This window comes from Tepidimonas sp., assembly GCF_029335975.1.
GTDB lineage: Bacteria > Pseudomonadota > Gammaproteobacteria > Burkholderiales > Burkholderiaceae_C > Tepidimonas.
This window is the reverse complement of record NZ_JARJMT020000078.1, coordinates 27,469-43,659: the sequence shown is the minus strand read 5'-3', so window position 1 is coordinate 43,659 and position 16,191 is coordinate 27,469. Positions and strand designations below refer to the sequence as shown.

At 63.5% G+C, this 16,191-nt stretch carries 15 protein-coding genes and 1 tRNA gene; 1 reads left to right on the top strand and 15 read right to left on the bottom strand.

From position 1 onward, the window contains the following. Positions 1 to 81 precede the first annotated feature (81 nt). From zapE to P3W97_RS04460, 6 genes are all read right to left on the bottom strand, one after another. Positions 82 to 1,221 carry a cell division protein ZapE gene (gene zapE, locus P3W97_RS04485; protein ID WP_300844179.1) on the bottom strand — a complete coding sequence of 380 codons (1,140 nt, stop codon included), beginning with the start codon at positions 1,219 to 1,221 and terminating at the stop codon, positions 82 to 84. 6 nt (positions 1,222 to 1,227) lie between these two features. Then, positions 1,228 to 2,658 carry a dihydrolipoyl dehydrogenase gene (lpdA, locus tag P3W97_RS04480; RefSeq protein WP_300844177.1) on the bottom strand — a complete coding sequence of 477 codons (1,431 nt, stop codon included), beginning with the start codon at positions 2,656 to 2,658 and terminating at the stop codon, positions 1,228 to 1,230. Positions 2,659 to 2,676: 18 nt separating this feature from the next. Beyond that, entirely contained in the window at positions 2,677 to 3,960 is a 1,284-nt protein-coding gene (odhB, locus tag P3W97_RS04475; protein WP_300844175.1) for a 2-oxoglutarate dehydrogenase complex dihydrolipoyllysine-residue succinyltransferase, read from the bottom strand. A gap of 84 nt (positions 3,961 to 4,044) precedes the next feature. Then, positions 4,045 to 6,927, bottom strand: coding sequence for a 2-oxoglutarate dehydrogenase E1 component (locus P3W97_RS04470; protein WP_300844173.1), 2,883 nt, complete (start codon positions 6,925 to 6,927; stop codon positions 4,045 to 4,047). 168 nt (positions 6,928 to 7,095) lie between these two features. Next, positions 7,096 to 7,467 carry a helix-turn-helix transcriptional regulator gene (locus P3W97_RS04465; protein WP_300844171.1) on the bottom strand — a complete coding sequence of 124 codons (372 nt, stop codon included), beginning with the start codon at positions 7,465 to 7,467 and terminating at the stop codon, positions 7,096 to 7,098. Positions 7,468 to 7,539: 72 nt separating this feature from the next. Continuing rightward, complete coding sequence (locus P3W97_RS04460; RefSeq protein WP_300844169.1) at positions 7,540 to 9,444, bottom strand: propionate--CoA ligase; 1,905 nt, start codon at positions 9,442 to 9,444, stop codon at positions 7,540 to 7,542. A gap of 153 nt (positions 9,445 to 9,597) precedes the next feature. Here P3W97_RS04460 and P3W97_RS04455 point away from each other — a divergent pair, with 153 nt between their 5' ends. Continuing rightward, positions 9,598 to 9,804, top strand: coding sequence for a putative motility protein (locus P3W97_RS04455; RefSeq protein WP_300844167.1), 207 nt, complete (start codon positions 9,598 to 9,600; stop codon positions 9,802 to 9,804). 97 nt (positions 9,805 to 9,901) lie between these two features. On the opposite strand, the gene P3W97_RS04450 is transcribed toward P3W97_RS04455, so the two are convergent. From P3W97_RS04450 to iscR, 9 genes are all read right to left on the bottom strand, one after another. After that, positions 9,902 to 9,976 (bottom strand) — tRNA-Val (locus tag P3W97_RS04450). A 50-nt stretch (positions 9,977 to 10,026) separates the two neighbouring features. Then, complete coding sequence (dnaQ, locus tag P3W97_RS04445) at positions 10,027 to 10,749, bottom strand: DNA polymerase III subunit epsilon (protein ID WP_300844165.1); 723 nt, start codon at positions 10,747 to 10,749, stop codon at positions 10,027 to 10,029. A gap of 11 nt (positions 10,750 to 10,760) precedes the next feature. Then, a complete protein-coding gene (gene fdx, locus P3W97_RS04440; protein ID WP_300844163.1) occupies positions 10,761 to 11,099 on the bottom strand; it encodes an ISC system 2Fe-2S type ferredoxin in 339 nt (112 codons plus the stop codon). Beyond that, positions 11,100 to 12,995: a Fe-S protein assembly chaperone HscA gene (gene hscA, locus P3W97_RS04435; protein WP_300844161.1), complete on the bottom strand. Its 1,896-nt coding sequence runs from the start codon at positions 12,993 to 12,995 to the stop codon at positions 11,100 to 11,102. 18 nt (positions 12,996 to 13,013) lie between these two features. Continuing rightward, positions 13,014 to 13,538: a Fe-S protein assembly co-chaperone HscB gene (gene hscB, locus P3W97_RS04430; RefSeq protein WP_300844159.1), complete on the bottom strand. Its 525-nt coding sequence runs from the start codon at positions 13,536 to 13,538 to the stop codon at positions 13,014 to 13,016. Continuing rightward, a complete protein-coding gene (iscA, locus tag P3W97_RS04425) occupies positions 13,531 to 13,854 on the bottom strand; it encodes an iron-sulfur cluster assembly protein IscA (RefSeq protein WP_300844157.1) in 324 nt (107 codons plus the stop codon). The genes hscB and iscA overlap by 8 nt, the downstream gene beginning before the upstream one ends. Before the next feature lie 42 nt (positions 13,855 to 13,896). Further along, entirely contained in the window at positions 13,897 to 14,289 is a 393-nt protein-coding gene (gene iscU, locus P3W97_RS04420; RefSeq protein ID WP_300844155.1) for a Fe-S cluster assembly scaffold IscU, read from the bottom strand. Between the two features lie 31 nt (positions 14,290 to 14,320). Further along, complete coding sequence (locus P3W97_RS04415) at positions 14,321 to 15,541, bottom strand: IscS subfamily cysteine desulfurase (protein WP_300844153.1); 1,221 nt, start codon at positions 15,539 to 15,541, stop codon at positions 14,321 to 14,323. 34 nt (positions 15,542 to 15,575) lie between these two features. Next, entirely contained in the window at positions 15,576 to 16,109 is a 534-nt protein-coding gene (gene iscR, locus P3W97_RS04410) for a Fe-S cluster assembly transcriptional regulator IscR (protein WP_300844151.1), read from the bottom strand. Positions 16,110 to 16,191: the final 82 nt, after the last annotated feature.

Genomic DNA, 16,191 nt, shown 5'->3' with positions numbered 1-16,191 from the left:
CGCCGAGGCATCGTGCATTTCTAGCCTGGTGTGAAGCTCGTGACACGCTGACTTACGCACAGACCGACGTTTTTCCCTTCGTCACGTCAATGTCGTGTCGACGTCGCGCCGCCCCAACGCCAAATACTCGCGCGACTGCATTTCGTGCAGGCGGGAGACGGTACGCGGAAACTCATGGGCCAGCGGCCCTTCGGTATAGAGCTGTTCAGGCGGCACAGCGGCCGAGATGATGAGCTTGACCCGCCGGTCGTACAGGACATCGACCAACCAAGTGAAGCGCCGCGCCGCCGAAGCCATGTTGGGTGGCATCGGCGGGACGTTGCTGAGCAGCACGGTGTGAAACTGGCTGGCCAGCTCCAAATAATCGTTTTGCGATCGCGGCCCGCCGCACAGCGTGCGGAAATCGAACCACACGAGGCCGCCGGCGCGGCGGATCGCGCGGATCTCGCGCCCCTCGATGCACAGTATCGGGTTTTCATCCTGCGCCTCAGCCAGCCGATCGAAGATGGCCTCCATCTCCTGCTCAGTCGACTCTCCCAGGGGCATCAGGTACAGGCTGACATGCTCCAGGGCACGGCGGCGGTAATCGACTCCGTGGTCGACATTGACCACCTGCATGGTGCGCTTGAGCAGCTCGATGGCCGGCAAGATGCGATCGCGGTGCAAACCGTCGGGGTACAACCCGTCGGGGTGAAAGTTGCTGGTCGCCACCATGCCGATGCCGTACTTTTGCATTGCCTCCAGCAGGCGGTGCAGGATCATGGCGTCGGTGACGTCGGCGACGTGAAATTCGTCGAAGCAGATCAACCGAAACCGCACGGCCATGTGTTTGGCCAGTGCGTCCAGCGGATTGACCGTGCCCTGCAGATCAGCCAGTTCGCGGTGCACTTCGCGCATGAACTCGTGGAAGTGCAGCCGGGTTTTGCGCCGCAGCGGCACGGCGCTGTAGAAGCAGTCCATCAGAAAGCTTTTGCCGCGCCCGACCCCGCCGTACATGTACACGCCGCGCGGAATGGGCAAGCGGTTGATGAGCTTTTTGAGCGCGTTGGATCGACGCTGCTTGAAATGCGCCCACTCCGCTGCGCAGCGCTCCAGCGCTTCGACCGCGCGCAGTTGCGCGGGGTCGCTATGAAAGCCCCGCGCCGCCAGTTCGGCTTCGTAGGCGCGCCGCACCGGCCCCCAGCCGGGGTCCGGCGCGGGCACGCTTGCACGCGCCAGCATCGCCCGTCAGAAGTTGAGGGTGCGCTTGTCCACCGCCAGCGCCGCTTCTTTGGTTGCCTCGGACAGCGACGGGTGTGCGTGGCAGATGCGGGCGATATCCTCAGCACTGGCGCGGAATTCCATCGCCACCACCGCTTCGGCGATCAGCTCGGAGGCCATAGGCCCCACGATGTGCACACCCAGAATTTCATCTGTGGCAGCATCGGCCAGAAACTTGACCATCCCTGTGGTGTCCCCGAGAGCGCGCGCGCGGCCGTTGGCCAGGAACGGGAAGGTTCCGGCTTTGTAGGCGCGCCCGGCGGCCTTGAGCTGCTGCTCGGTCTGGCCCACCCAGGCAATCTCAGGGCTGGTGTAAATCACCCATGGGATGGTGTTGAAATTGACATGCCCGTGTTGGCCCGCGATGCGCTCGGCCACAGCGACGCCCTCTTCCTCCGCCTTGTGGGCCAGCATGGGGCCGCGCACCACATCGCCCACCGCCCACACGCCGGGCAGGTTGGTGCGGCATTGGTCGTCCACCACGATCGCGCCGCGCTCGTCGAGCTGCAGGCCGACTGCCTGGGCGTTCAGGCCGTCGGTGTTGGGCACCCGCCCGATGGAGACGATCAGCCGGTCAGCATCCAGCGTCGCGGCCTCGCCCGCGGCGGTGGTGTAGGCGATGCTCACGCCCTTCTTGTTGCCCGTCTTGACCTCGCCGACCTTGACGCCCAGCTCGATTTTCAAGCCCTGCTTGTCGAAAGCCTTTTTGGCCTCTTTGGCGATCTGCTCATCCACCGCGGGCAGGAAGGTGGGCATGCCTTCCAGGATGGTCACCTCGGCCCCCAACCGGCGCCAGACGGAGCCCATTTCCAGCCCGATCACGCCGGAGCCGATGATCGCCAGCTTCTTGGGGACCGCGCCCATGCGCAGTGCACCATCGTTGGACAGCACCTTGTCCTCATCGAACGGCACGCCGGGCAGCGCCCGGGCGATCGACCCGGTGGCCACCACCACCTGTCTGCCCACCAGCATCTCGGGCTTGTCGCCAGCGACGGCGATCTCGTAGCCGCCGTCCACGGCCTTGAGGAATGAGCCACGACCGTGGAAGAACGTCACCTTGTTCTTCTTGAACAGGTACAGAATGCCGTCGTTGTTTTGCTTCACGATGGCATCTTTTCGGGCGATCATCTTGGCGACGTCCATCTTCACGATGCCGGTGCTGATGCCGTGATCCGCGAAGTGGTGTTGAGCGTGCTCGAAGTGCTCGGACGACTGCAGCAGCGCCTTGGACGGAATGCAGCCGACATTGGTGCAGGTGCCACCCGGTGCGGGGCCGCCTGCGGTGTTTTTCCATTCGTCGATGCAAGCGACCTTGAAGCCGAGCTGCGCAGCCCGGATGGCCGCGATGTAGCCGCCGGGTCCGGCGCCGATGACGACGACGTCAAATGCTTGTGCCATGGGGGTCACTCCGTCGCGTCAGATGTTGAACAGCAGGCGCGCGGGGTCCTCCAGCGCCTCTTTCATCGCCACCAGCCCCAACACCGCCTCGCGCCCGTCGATGATGCGGTGATCGTATGACATGGCCAGATAGTTGATCGGGCGGATCACGATCTGGCCGTTTTCCACCACAGGGCGTTCCTTGGTCGCGTGCACGCCAAGAATAGCCGACTGCGGCGGGTTGATGATGGGGGTGGACAACATGGAGCCGAACACGCCACCGTTGGAGATGGAGAAGGTGCCACCGGTCATCTCCTCGATGCCCAGCTTGCCTTCCGCCGCGCGCTTGCCAAAGTCAGCGATCTTTTTCTCGATGTCGGCAAAGCCCATTTGGTCGGCATTGCGCAGAATGGGCACCACCAGTCCGCGCGGCGAGCCGACCGCAATACCGATGTCGAAATAGCCGTGATAGACGATATCGTTGCCGTCTACGCTGGCATTGAGGATGGGGTATTTTTTGAGCGCATGCACCGCGGCTTTGACAAAGAAGCTCATGAAGCCGAGCTTGACGCCGTGCTCTTTCTCGAAACGTTCCTGATATTTCTTGCGCAGCTCCATCACCGGGGCCATGTTGACCTCGTTGAACGTGGTCAGTATGGCGTTGGTGGCCTGGGACTGCAGCAGGCGTTCGGCGATGCGCGCGCGCAGGCGGGTCATCGGCACACGCTGCTCGGGCCGATTGGCCAGATCGGCCGTCAGCCCCACCGGTGCGCTGACCTGCGGCAGCACCGTGGCGGGCGCTCCGGTGGGAATCGACACTGGTGCGGCGACGGACGGGGTGGGTTTGGGTGCGGCCACGGCCGCCAGCACGTCCCCCTTGGTGACGCGACCGTCCTTGCCTGTGCCGACCACCGAGCCGGGAGCCAGGCCATGGTCGGCCATCAGCTTGGCGGCAGCGGGCATGGCAACGCCAGCCATGGCGCCTGCGGCAGCCGGTGCAGCACTCACCGCGGGGGCTGCCGGTGGCGCGGAAGCTGCTGCAACGGGCGCTGGGGCCGCTGCGGCGTCCGCCCCCGCCTTGCCTTGCGTGTCCACTTTGGCGATGACCTGATCGGACGCCACCGTACCGCCGTCACCAACGAGGATTTCGGCCAGCACGCCTGCCGCCGGGGCTGGCACCTCGAGCACGACCTTGTCGGTCTCGATCTCGATCAGGATTTCATCAGCCGCAACCGGCTCGCCGACTTTTTTCTTCCATTGCAGCAGCGTGGCTTCCGCCACCGATTCGGACAACTGCGGCACTTTCACTTCAACGATGGACATGGCGTATTCTTCCTCGGCAAATACATACAAAAAGAGCAGCCGAGCCCGCGCGCGGCGCAGCCGAACGTACGGGCGGCTTTTCTCTTACTTGGACAGGATGAGGCCCTTGAGCCGGCCGAAGGCGGCCTCGACCAGCGCCTTTTGTTGCTCTTGATGCAGGTGGGCATATCCCACCGCAGGCGAAGCTGAGGCCGCCCGACCGGCATAACCCAAGCGCTGGCCGTCCAGCATGTTCTCGTGGATGTTGTGTTGCACGAAGAACCATGGACCCTGGTTCTGCGGCTCGTCCTGGCACCACACAACATCGACGGCATTGGGATAGCGCCTCATCTCGGCCGCAAAGACCTTGTGCGGAAACGGATAAAGCTGCTCGACGCGCACGATAGCGACATCGTCAGCGCCCTTTTCCTCGCGTTTTTTCGTCAGGTCGTAATACACCTTACCCGAGCAGACGATGACCCGCTTGACACGCTGCGCGTTCTTGACGACGTCGGTGTTTTGCTCCGGAATCACGGTCTGGAAACCGCCCTTGGTGAACTCGGACAGCGGCGAGGCGGCATCCTTATTGCGCAGCAGCGATTTCGGCGTGAAGACGACGAGCGGCTTGCGCAGGTTGCGCACCATCTGGCGGCGCAGCACATGGAAGATTTGGCTGGCCGTCGTGGGCTGGACCACCTGCATGTTGGTGTCGGCCGCCAGTTGCAAGAAGCGCTCGATGCGTGCCGAGCTGTGCTCCGGCCCTTGTCCTTCGTAGCCGTGCGGCAGGAACAGCGTGATACCGTTGATGCGGCCCCATTTGACCTCGCCCGAGGCAATGAACTGGTCGATGACTACCTGCGCGCCGTTGGCAAAATCGCCGAACTGCGCCTCCCAGATGACCAGGGTGTTGGGGTCGCTCGACGCGTAGCCATATTCAAAACCCAACACCGCCTCCTCCGACAGAATGGAGTCGATGACGGTGAACGGGGCCTGATTGTCCGCGACGTTTTGCAGTGGGATGTAGGTGCCAACATCCCATTTCTCGCGGTTTTGGTCGTGAATGACGGCATGGCGGTGGGTAAAGGTGCCACGGCCGCAGTCCTCGCCAGACAGGCGTACGGCGTAGCCGCTGGCCACGAGCGAGGCAAACGCCATGTGTTCACCCATCCCCCAGTCGACATTGATCTCGCCCCGGCCCATCGCGGCACGATCGGCCAGCACCTTCTTGACCAAGGGGTGCGGGGTGATGTCATCTGGGACAGTGGTGATGCGCTCGGCCAGGCGTTTCCATTCTGTCAGCGGGATGGCCGTGTCGGCCGCGTCCGTCCATTTCTTGCCCAGGAACGGCGCCCAATCGACCGCGTACTGGCTCTTGTAGTTGGTGAGCACCGGATCGACGGTACGGCGCCCTTCGTCCAGCATGGCCCGGTAAGCCTTGACCGCCGCGTCGGGCCCGTCTGGCGGCAAGACGCCTTGTGCCACCAGTTTGTCGCCGTAGAGTTTGCGCGTGCCGGGATGCTGCGCAATCTTTTTGTACATCAGCGGCTGGGTCAGTGACGGCGTGTCTTGCTCGTTGTGACCCAGTTTACGGAAGCAAACGATGTCGATGACGACATCCTTGCGGAAGGTCTGGCGGTATTCGACCGCCAGTTGAGTGGCGAGCACGACCGCCTCGGGATCGTCTCCGTTGACATGCAGCACCGGTGCCTCGATCATTTTGACGACGTCGGTGCAATACAGCGTCGAGCGGCTGTCGCGCGGGTCGGAAGTGGTAAAACCGATTTGATTGTTGATGACGATGTGCACCGTACCGCCGGTGTAGTACCCGCGCGTCTGGGCCAGCGCAAGCGTCTCCATCACGACGCCCTGGCCGGCAAAGGCCGCATCCCCGTGCACCAACACAGGCAGCACCTGGTCGCCAGCACGGTCACCGCGCCGGTCCATGCGTGCGCGCACCGAACCCTCCACCACGGGGTTGACGATCTCCAGGTGCGACGGGTTGAATGCCAAGCTCAAATGCACCGGGCCTCCCGGGGTGGAGACATCGGAGCTGAAGCCCTGGTGATATTTGACATCACCGGCGGGCAGATCCTCCGGTGCCGTGTGCTCGAACTCGGCAAACAGGTCCTTGGGCATTTTGCCCATCACATTGACCAGCACATTCAGGCGCCCACGGTGGGCCATACCGATGACGACTTCCTGCACGCCATGGGCACCGGCACGCTGAATCAACTCGTCCATGGCAGCGATGAAGCTCTCCCCCCCTTCGAGGGAAAAGCGCTTTTGCCCGACATACTTGGTGTGCAGATAGCGTTCCAGCCCTTCGGCCGCGGTGAGATTTTCCAGAATGTGCTTCTTCTGCTCGGCGGTAAAATTGGGCTTGCTGCGAATGCTCTCCAACTTTTCCTGCCACCAGCGCTTTTGCTTCTGATCGCTGATGTACATGTATTCGGCGCCGATCGTGCCGCAGTAGGTCTCGCGCAGCGCGTTGAGCAGCTCGCGCAGTGACATGGTTTCTTTGCCGAAATAGGTGTTGCTGGTATTGAACACCGTCTCCAGATCGGCATCGGTAAACCCGTAAAATGCCGGGTCCAGCTCGGGAATGGCCTCGCGCTCGGTGCGCTTGAGTGGGTCCAGATTGGCCCAGCGGACTCCGATGTTGCGGTAGGCGGCGATGAGCTGCTGGGTCGCCACACGCTTGCGGCCCAAGTCGGAGTCGGCACCATAGGCGGCCACCACCGAAGTGGTGCCCTGTTTGGCCATCTCGGCGAAAGCCGCAACCACTGGCATATGCGGTATGTCGCGAGCATCGCTGCCATCGACCGCGGGAACATGCTGCAGCGCGTCGAAATATTCGCGCCAAGACTCGGGGACGCCGGTGGGATCGGTAAGATATTTTTCGTACAACTCCTCGACATACGGCGCATTGCCGCCGAAGAGATACGAACTACCGTTGAAGGCTTGGTAGACGCTCGTCGTCACGCTCATGAAATCGCTGGCCTCCGTCTCCCTGCAGGAGACTTGATGGTTGGTACAACCTTCCGCGACACGGCTGAACCGGTTGGCGGATGCGACAGTGACACTGGAAGGGCCTGTGCAGGTCGCATTGTGCCACCAAAGGCCGCAGCGGTGTGGAAAATGACGCGCCGCAGGCGGTCAAGAGCGCCACGGCGAGAGGCGGCGACTGCTTGGAACCCCCTCGGGTTGGTCGAGCTCGATGGCGATTTGCGTGCACACCGTCCGACACAGCGCGACTGCCTGCTCGCTCTGTACACGGTAATAAACCTGTGTGCCTTCCTTGCGTTTGGCGAGTACCCCAGCCCGATACAGCAGGTTGAGGTGCTGCGAAAGATTGGGCTGGGTGGTGTCGATTTCGGCCAGCAGTTCCGACACCGACTTTTCTTTATCGCACAGAGCGTTGAGGATGCGCAACCGGGTAGGCGTCGAGAGAATGCTGAAGAGCTCCGCCGCCAGCTCGAAAACGCGATCTTTGTCGAAGTCGGCGTCGGTGTCGGTCAGTTGTTGCATGGGCGATGAGACAGAAAAACGAGCCCCATCATACCCACAAACCGGCCAGATACCCAAACCGCAGGACGCAGCTCAGCCGGTGCGCATCAGGTCTCGAATCTGCTGCAAAGCATTGGGATCGTCCAGCGTCGTCAGGTCACCCGGATCGCGGCCCTCGCAAACCGCCTGGATGGCGCGGCGCAGCAGCTTGCCACTGCGGGTCTTGGGCAGCAACTGCACGAAGCGCACGCGCGCTGGACGGGCCACTGCGCCCAACTGTTCGTCCGCCACCTTCATGATCTCCGCCTCGAGCCGGGCCGCGTCCGCCTCGGTCGCCGCCAGCGACGGATCCTTGAGGACCGCAAAAGCGACGGCGACCTGGCCCTTGAGCGCGTCGGCCACGCCGACCACCGCCACTTCGGCCACCGCCGGGTGGCTGGAGATGCTCTCCTCGATCTCGCGTGTGCCTAGGCGGTGGCCGGCGACGTTGATGACATCGTCGGTGCGGCCGAGGATGTAGTAGTAACCGTCGGCGTCGCGCACCCCCCAATCGAAGGTGCTGTACATCTGCCGCCCAGGAATGCTGGACCAATAGGTTTTGACGTAGCGCTCGTCGTCGCCCCAGACGGTTTGCAAGCAGCCCGGTGGCAGCGGGTACTGCACCGCGATGACACCCTTGCGGTCGGGCTCGTGGATTTCCTCGCCGGTATTCTCATCGATCAGGCGCACGTCGTAGCCATAGACGGCCTTGCCGGGCGAGCCAAACTTGGTCGGCGTGCGCTCGATGCCATTGCAAATCGCCAAAATCGGCCAACCGGTCTCGGTCTGCCAGTAGTTGTCGATGACCGGTTTGCCCAGCGCCTGCGCGATCCAGGTGGCGGTGGGCTCATCCAGCGGCTCGCCAGCTAGGAAGAGCGCGCGCAAGCTGCTCAGATCGTATTTGGTCAAATAGGCCGGGTCCTGTTTTTTGAGCACGCGCGCGGCGGTGGGCGCGGTAAACATGATGCTGACGCGGTAATCCTGCACCAGGCGCCACCAGATGCCGGCGTCGGGCCGGATCGGTGTGCCCTCGTACATGATGGTGGCCATGCCGTTGATCAGTGGGCCGTAGATGATGTAGCTGTGCCCGACCACCCAGCCGATGTCACTGGTAGAAAAAAACGTCTCGCCCGGGTTGGCCATATAGATATGGCGCATCGAGGCGGCCAGTGCCACCGCATAGCCACCGGTGTCGCGCTGCACCCCCTTGGGGCGGCCGGTGGTGCCGCTGGTGTACAGGATGTAGCTCGGGTGGGTGCTGTCCACCCACTCGCACGGCACTTGCGCATCCCGATGCGCTTCGCGCAGGGTGGCGTAGTCCACATCGCGTCCTGCGACCGGATCCAGCGCTGCCAGTCCGCGGTTGACCATCAGCACGTGTGCCGGTTTGTGGGCCGACAGGCGGATCGCTTCATCCAGCAGGTGCTTGTAGGGCACCACTTTGCCGCCACGCATGCCGGCATCGGCGCTGACGATGACCTTGGGCGCGGCGTCGTCGATGCGGCTGGCGAGGCTGTGGCTGGCAAAGCCGCCAAAGACCACGGAATGGATGGCGCCGATGCGCACGCAGGCCAACATGGCAAAGGCAGCCTCGGGGATCATCGGCATGTAGATCAGCACGCGGTCACCCTGGCCTACACCCAGCGAGCGCAAGACCGCCGCCATCCGCTGCACCTCGGTGTGCAGCTCGCGAAAGGTGTAGGCGCGCTCGGTGTCGGTCTCGGTGGAGACGTAGATCAGCGCGTTCTGCTCCGCACGCTCGGCCAGATGGCGATCCAGCGCGTTGTGGCACAGGTTGGTCAACCCGCCCTCGAACCAGCGCACAAAGGGTGGCCGGTCCATGTTGCAGACGCGGTCGTATGGCCTTTGCCAATCGATGAGGCGAGCCTGTTCGGACCAAAAGGCGTCGCGCTTGTCGATCGAACGGCGGTAAAACGAATCGCAATCGGCGCTGCGCATGGGCGCGTCTCCTGGAGAAGGGGACTCAACAGCAAAACATTTGTTGATTATGGAAAGTCCGCTTTCGCTGGCCTGACAGATGCGCCCTCCTCCATCCTTCCCCTTGCACACGGGCTGCCATTGTCGTACCCTTGAGCTATGAATAGCTTGACCTTGACCAGTTCGTCCGCCGCCATGGCCGCGGCGTCGGCCAGTACGGGGCCTGGGAGCGTCCAGATCTTGATGTTGCGCAAAGCGTTGCAACTGCAGCAGCAAGGGGCGCTGGCCCTGCTCAATACGCTGCCACAGCCCGCACCGGCAGGGGATTTGCCGCTGCCCACCAGTGGCCATTTGGGAACAAAAGTCAACACAATGGCATGAAGCCGTCACGCGGGTGCTGCGGCTGCCTTGGGCGGGTATGCCGGGATGCGGCGAACCAAAAACGAAGCGCCTCTGCAAGAGGCGCTTCGGTGATATTTGGTGGGTGATGCAGGGTTCGAACCTACGACCCCTGCCGTGTGAAGGCAGTGCTCTACCGCTGAGCTAATCACCCAATCGATGAGACGAATTATAACTTCATTTTTCACGCTTTCTGGCTCAGGCTCACCCTGCCGTTTGCGGCGTCCCCTCGTGAAGGCGCCAGACGGTGCGGCCTTTGGATTCCTTGTCCAGTGCAGCCAGCACTGCGGCGTGCTCGGCCAGTTCGGCCTCATTGGCACGCAACACGGGTAAATCATAGGCCGCCAGGTCGCGCTGCTCGAGCATGCCTGGGGCTGCTGTGTCGTTACGCACCTCGATGACCAGAGACTCCTGCCCCCGGGTCATGTAGATGTACACATCGGCGAGCAGCTGCGCGTCGAGCAGAGCGCCGTGGAGCTGGCGGCCGGAGTTGTCTACGCCCAACCGATCGCACAGCGCGTCCAGCCCGTTGCGCTTGCCTGGCCACAGCTCCTTGGCCTTGACCAGGGTATCGATCACCCCGCTGACCAGACTTCGGGTCGGCCCCAGCCCCAGGCGGCCAAATTCCGCATCCAAAAAACCCAGATCGAAGGGGGCGTTGTGAATGATCAGCTCAGCCCCCTGCAAGTAGTCGAGCAGCTCGGCGGCGATGTCGGCAAACCGCGGTTTGTCTGCCAAAAAGTCCAGCGTGATGCCGTGCACGCGCAAGGCATCTTCGTGGATGTCGCGCTCCGGATTCAGGTAGAAATGCCGGTTGTTGCCGGTGCGCTGGCGGTTGACCAGTTCCACACAGCCGATTTCGATGATGCGGTCGCCATCCTGGGGAGACAGGCCGGTGGTTTCGGTGTCGAGGACGATTTGGCGCATGGGCCCCAGCCTCAGTGCCGCTCGCGAGCGTGGTTGATGGAGTAGCGCGGAATCTCGACCGTGACGTCGTGTGTGCCCAGCCGCGCCTGACAACTGAGCCGCGATTGGGGCTCCAGCCCCCAGGCCTTGTCGAGCATGTCTTCTTCCTCTTCCGTGGCTTCGCTCAGCGACTCGAAGCCCTGGCGCACGATGACGTGGCAAGTGGTACAGGCACAGCTCATTTCGCATGCATGCTCGATTTCAATATCGTGATCGAGCAGCGCCTCGCACAAGCTGGTGCCGGTGGGGGCATGGAGGGTGGCGCCTTGCGGGCAGTACTCGGGGTGGGGCAAAACGGTGATCGTGGGCATTCAGAGATTCTCCACATGCCGGCCCGCCAGGGCCTGGGCAATGCTGCGGTTCATGCGGCGCGCGGCGAAATCTTCGGTGCCTTTGGCCAAGGCCTCGGTCGCGGCGTCAATGGCGGCGGCATCCGATCCGGCGCGCGCGGATTCGACGGCAGACATAAGGGCTAACACGGCCGTGCGCTCCTCGTCGGTCAGCAGGTCGCCATCCGCAGCCAAGGCGCTGCGGGTCGCCTCCAGCATCCGTTCGGCTTCGACACGGGCCTCGACCAGGGCCCGGGCCTGCATGTCTTGCTGGGCCGTGGCAAAGCTGTCCTGCAGCATGCGGGCAATCTGTTCGTCGGTCAGGCCGTACGACGGCTTGACATCGGTGTGGGCTTCGACACCGGTGCTTTGCTCGCGCGCACTGACGGTCAGCAGGCCGTCGGCGTCCACCGTGAAGGTAACGCGGATGCGCGCGGCCCCGGCCGCCATGGGCGGGATGCCGCGCAACTCGAAGCGCGCCAGGCTGCGACAGTCTTGCACCAGATCGCGTTCGCCCTGCACCACGTGCAGCGCCAGCGCCGTCTGGCCATCCCGGTAGGTCGTGAAATCCTGCGCTCGGGCGGTGGGGATGGGGGTGTTGCGCGGCACGATGCGCTCAACCAGCCCGCCCATGGTCTCGATGCCCAGCGACAGCGGAATGACGTCGAGCAGCAACAGCTCGCCGTTGGCGTCGTTGCCCGCCAGTTGATTGGCCTGGATGGCCGCACCCAGGGCCACCACCTGATCGGGGTCGAGGTTGGTCAATGGCTCGTGGCCGAACGCCTGGGCGACCGCCCGCCGGATCACCGGCATGCGCGTCGAGCCACCCACCAGAACGATGCCCTGCACCTCATCGGCAGCAACGCGCGCATCGCGCAGCACCCGGCGCACGGCCGCCAAGGTGCGCTCGGTCAGCGGGCGGGTCACGGACTCGAATTCCGCCGGCGACACCGAGACCGGCACGGTCCCCGCGGCGGTGGGCACTTGCAGTATCACTGTTTGGTCGTTGGCGCAGTCGCTCAGGGCCTCTTTGGCCCGGCGGGACTCGGCCAGCAAACCGGCCCGGTCAGATGCGGACAGCGCCGCCACCTGGGCCCCGGCTGCCACACGGTCCAGCGCCCAGTCGGCCAGGGCGCGGTCGTAGTCGTCCCCCCCCAAGGCGGAGTCGCCACCCGTGGCCACGACCTCGAACACGCCGCGCGTCAGGCGCAGCAGGGAAACGTCGAAGGTGCCGCCGCCAAGGTCGTACACGAGGTAGAGCCCCTCGGCGCCGTTGTCCAAGCCGTACGCGATGGCCGCCGCCGTCGGCTCGTTGAGCAGGCGCAGCACGTTGAGGCCGGCCAAGCGCGCTGCATCTTTGGTGGCCTGTCGCTGGGCATCGTCGAAATACGCCGGCACCGTGATGACCGCGCCGTAGAGCTCGGCATCAAAAGTGTCTTCGGCCCGTTGGCGCAGGGCGGCGAGGATTTCAGCGCTGACTTCGACCGGGGTTTTGTCCCCTGCCACGGTGCGCACCACCACCCCACCTGGCCCTTCGACCACCGAATAAGGCAGCCGAGCGGCGACCCCCTGCGACTGAATGTCGGCCAGCGAGCGCCCCATCAGCCGCTTTACCGAGCTGATGGTGTTGGCGGGATCGCCCACCTGCGCGGCCAGCGCTTCGTGGCCGATCTGCCGCGAGGGCTGGCTGCCCTGCGGCAAATAACGCACCACGCTGGGCAAAATCACCCGCCCCTGCGCATCGGGTAAGCATTCGGCAACGCCATGCCGCACGGCGGCCACCAGCGAGTGGGTGGTACCCAGGTCGATGCCGACGGCGATGCGCCGCTGATGGGGATCGGGCGAGGCGCCCGGCTCAGAAATCTGGAGTAAGGCCATGGATTCGGAAAGGGTTGTTCAGCCGTCGAGCCGTGCCTGCAGGGTGTCGGCAAACCGCTCGATGAACATCAACGCACGCACCTGTACCACCGCCGCCTGCGCATCTGCATGCACATCGATGGCTTCGGCCAGGGCATCGAGACGTTCGCGCCGCTCGGCTTCAACGGCTTGCAGCAGGGCCTCGATGTCTTGGGGTGTGTGGGCGTCGTCCAAGGCCTCTCGCCACTGCATTTGTTGCTGCAAAAAGTTCGCTGGCATGGCGGTGTTGGACTCGGCTTCGATGGGCGCCCCCTGCAGCTCGCACCAGTACGCGGCTCGGCGCAATGGGTCGCGCAGACGCTGGTAGGCCTCGTTGATCCGAACCGACCACTGCATGGCGATGCGCTGGGCTGCCGTGCCCTGGTGGGCAAAGCGGTCCGGGTGCGCCATCCGCTGCAACTGCTTCCAGCGCGCATCCAGCTCTGATCGATCCAGCTGAAAACGCCGCGGCAGACCGAACAGCGCAAAATCGTCGTCCTGCAGCGACGGCCCGTCCTCAGACACGGAACGACTCGCCACAGCCACAGCGGTCTCGCTCCTTCGGATTATTGAATTTAAAGCCTTCGTTGAGCCCTTCGCGCACGAAGTCCAGTTCGGTGCCATCGATGTAGGGCAGACTCTTGGGGTCCACCAGTACCTTGACACCGTGGGCTTCGAACACCACATCCTCCGGCGCGACGTCGTCGGCGTACTCGAGCTTGTACGCCAACCCCGAACAACCGGTGGTTTTGACGCCCAAACGCACGCCCACCCCTTTGCCCCGGCGGGCCAGGTATTTGGTCACATGCCGTGCGGCAGCTTCAGTGATGGTCACGGCCATGGGGAGCGATCGAAAGAACAGAGGGTTGCGCAGACAATCGGCTCAGGCTGTCGCCGTTTGCTTCTTTTTGTAGTCCTCGACGGCTGCCTTGATGGCGTCTTCCGCTAGGATGGAACAGTGTATCTTCACCGGCGGCAATGCCAGCTCTTCGGCGATCTGGCTGTTCTTGATCTGCGCTGCTTCGTCCAGTGTCTTGCCTTTGACCCATTCGGTCACGAGCGAGCTGGAGGCAATGGCCGAGCCGCAGCCGTAGGTTTTGAAGCGTGCGTCCTCGATGACGCCAGTGGCAGGGTTGACCTTGATCTGCAGCTTCATGACGTCGCCGCAGGCAGGTGCGCCGACCATACCTGTGCCGACGTTTTCGTCGCTTTTATCGAAACTGCCGACATTGCGCGGGTTCTCATAGTGGTCGATGACCTTGTTGCTGTATGCCATGGTGCGTTCTCCTGGAGAGTTGAGTATCGCGTCAGTGCGCGGCCCATTGGATGGTGTTGAGATCGATGCCTTCTTTGTACATTTCCCACAGCGGGGAGAGTTCGCGCAGTTTCTCGACATTGGCCTTGATGGCGGCGATGGCATAGTCCACCTGCTCCTCGGTGGTCCAGCGGCCGATCGTCATGCGCAAGCTGCTGTGGGCCAGCTCGTCGCTGCGGCCCAGGGCACGCAGTACATAGCTGGGCTCCAGGCTGGCGGAGGTGCAGGCCGACCCGCTGGAGACTGCCACGCCTTTGATGCCCATGATGAGCGACTCGCCTTCGACGAAGTTGAAGCTCATGTTCAGGTTGTGCGGCACGCGCCGCGTGGGATGGCCGTTGATGAAAGACTGCTCGATCTGGCTCAGCCCGGCGAGCAGCCGGTCGTGCAGGCGCTGAATGCGCGGCAGCTCGGTGGCCATTTCGGCCTTCGCGATCGCGAAGGCTTCGCCCATGCCCACGCACTGGTGGGTGGCGAGCGTGCCTGAGCGCAGGCCGCGCTCGTGGCCGCCGCCGTGCATCTGGGCTTCCAGCCGCACGCGAGGCTTGCGCCGCACATACAGTGCGCCTATGCCCTTGGGGCCGTATGTCTTGTGCGAGGCCAGGCTCATCAGATCCACGGGCAGCGTGGCCAGGTCGATGGGCAGCTTGCCGGTGGCCTGCGCCGCATCGACATGGAAGATGACCCCCTTTTCGCGGCAGATGCGCCCGATCGCATCGATGTCTTGGATGACGCCAATTTCGTTGTTCACGAACATGACGCTGGCCAGAATCGTGTCGGGCCGGATGGCGTCGCGCAAGGCATCCAGGTCCAGCAGGCCATCCGGGTTCACATCCAAATAGGTAACCTCAAAGCCTTCGCGCTCCAGGTGGCGGCAGGTGTCGAGCACGGCCTTGTGCTCGGTCTTGACGGTGATGATGTGACGACCTCTGCCTTGGTAGAAGTGGGCAGCCCCCTTCAGGGCAAGGTTGTTGGACTCGGTCGCGCCACTGGTCCAGACGATCTCGCGCGGATCCGCGCCAATGAGGTCGGCGACCTGCTCGCGGGCGGTTTCGACCGCCTTCTCGGCCTCCCACCCCCAAGCGTGGCTGCGTGAGGCGGGGTTGCCAAAATGCTCGTACAGCCAGGGCACCATCTTGTCAACCACGCGGGGATCGACAGGCGTGGTGGCGCTGTAGTCCATGTAGACCGGGAAATGGGGCGTATGGCTCATCAGGGGCTCCTGGAGATGGGCTCGGGGGCGATGATTACTTGGCGACGGCGGCGGCCAGCGCAAACACCGAATTGGGGGCATTGACTCGGATCGGCTGCACCACCGGCGTTGGCGAGATAGCCCGTTTGATGGACGGCGGTGGCTCGACCGCCACGCCCTTGGCCAGCTGATCGTCCACGAGTTTTTGCAAGGTCACAGAACGCAGGAACTCCACCATCCGCTCATTGAGTTCCGACCACAAGTCGTGCGTCATGCAGCGTTGCCCGTCGCCATGGCAGTTTTTTTTACCGCCGCATTGGGTGGCATCGATGGGTTCATCCACGGACAAAATAATGTCTGCTACGGTGATCTCGGACGCACGCCGACCCAGGGTATAGCCGCCGCCCGGGCCGCGCGTGGACTCGACCAAATGATGACGACGCAAGCGGCCGAACAATTGCTCCAAGTACGACAGGGAAATGTGTTGGCGCTGGCTGATGGCTGCCAGGGTAACGGGACCGCTGGCTTGGCGCAGTGCCAGATCGATCATCGCCGTGACGGCGAAGCGGCCTTTGGTGGTCAGACGCATGGCAGACTCCTGGTGGACCTTGACGACACAGGGAACCCTTGATTCCCGAGCATTTTAGTAGAGTATACCAAAAGTCGAGTTT

Excerpts from the sequence above, each read along its gene's own strand:
- odhB (WP_300844175.1), bottom strand. The coding sequence starts at position 3,960 with ATGTCCATCGTTGAAGTGAAAGTGCCGCAGTTGTCCGAATCGGTGGCG.
- fdx (WP_300844163.1), bottom strand. The coding sequence starts at position 11,099 with ATGCCCACGATCACCGTTTTGCCCCACCCCGAGTACTGCCCGCAAGGC.
- zapE (WP_300844179.1), bottom strand. The coding sequence starts at position 1,221 with ATGCTGGCGCGTGCAAGCGTGCCCGCGCCGGACCCCGGCTGGGGGCCG.
- iscA (WP_300844157.1), bottom strand. The coding sequence starts at position 13,854 with ATGGCCGTGACCATCACTGAAGCTGCCGCACGGCATGTGACCAAATAC.
- P3W97_RS04415 (WP_300844153.1), bottom strand. The coding sequence starts at position 15,541 with ATGAGCCATACGCCCCATTTCCCGGTCTACATGGACTACAGCGCCACC.
- lpdA (WP_300844177.1), bottom strand. The coding sequence starts at position 2,658 with ATGGCACAAGCATTTGACGTCGTCGTCATCGGCGCCGGACCCGGCGGC.
- iscU (WP_300844155.1), bottom strand. The coding sequence starts at position 14,289 with ATGGCATACAGCAACAAGGTCATCGACCACTATGAGAACCCGCGCAAT.
- iscR (WP_300844151.1), bottom strand. The coding sequence starts at position 16,109 with ATGCGTCTGACCACCAAAGGCCGCTTCGCCGTCACGGCGATGATCGAT.
- P3W97_RS04465 (WP_300844171.1), bottom strand. The coding sequence starts at position 7,467 with ATGCAACAACTGACCGACACCGACGCCGACTTCGACAAAGATCGCGTT.
- hscA (WP_300844161.1), bottom strand. The coding sequence starts at position 12,995 with ATGGCCTTACTCCAGATTTCTGAGCCGGGCGCCTCGCCCGATCCCCAT.
- dnaQ (WP_300844165.1), bottom strand. The coding sequence starts at position 10,749 with ATGCGCCAAATCGTCCTCGACACCGAAACCACCGGCCTGTCTCCCCAG.
- P3W97_RS04460 (WP_300844169.1), bottom strand. The coding sequence starts at position 9,444 with ATGCGCAGCGCCGATTGCGATTCGTTTTACCGCCGTTCGATCGACAAG.
- P3W97_RS04470 (WP_300844173.1), bottom strand. The coding sequence starts at position 6,927 with ATGAGCGTGACGACGAGCGTCTACCAAGCCTTCAACGGTAGTTCGTAT.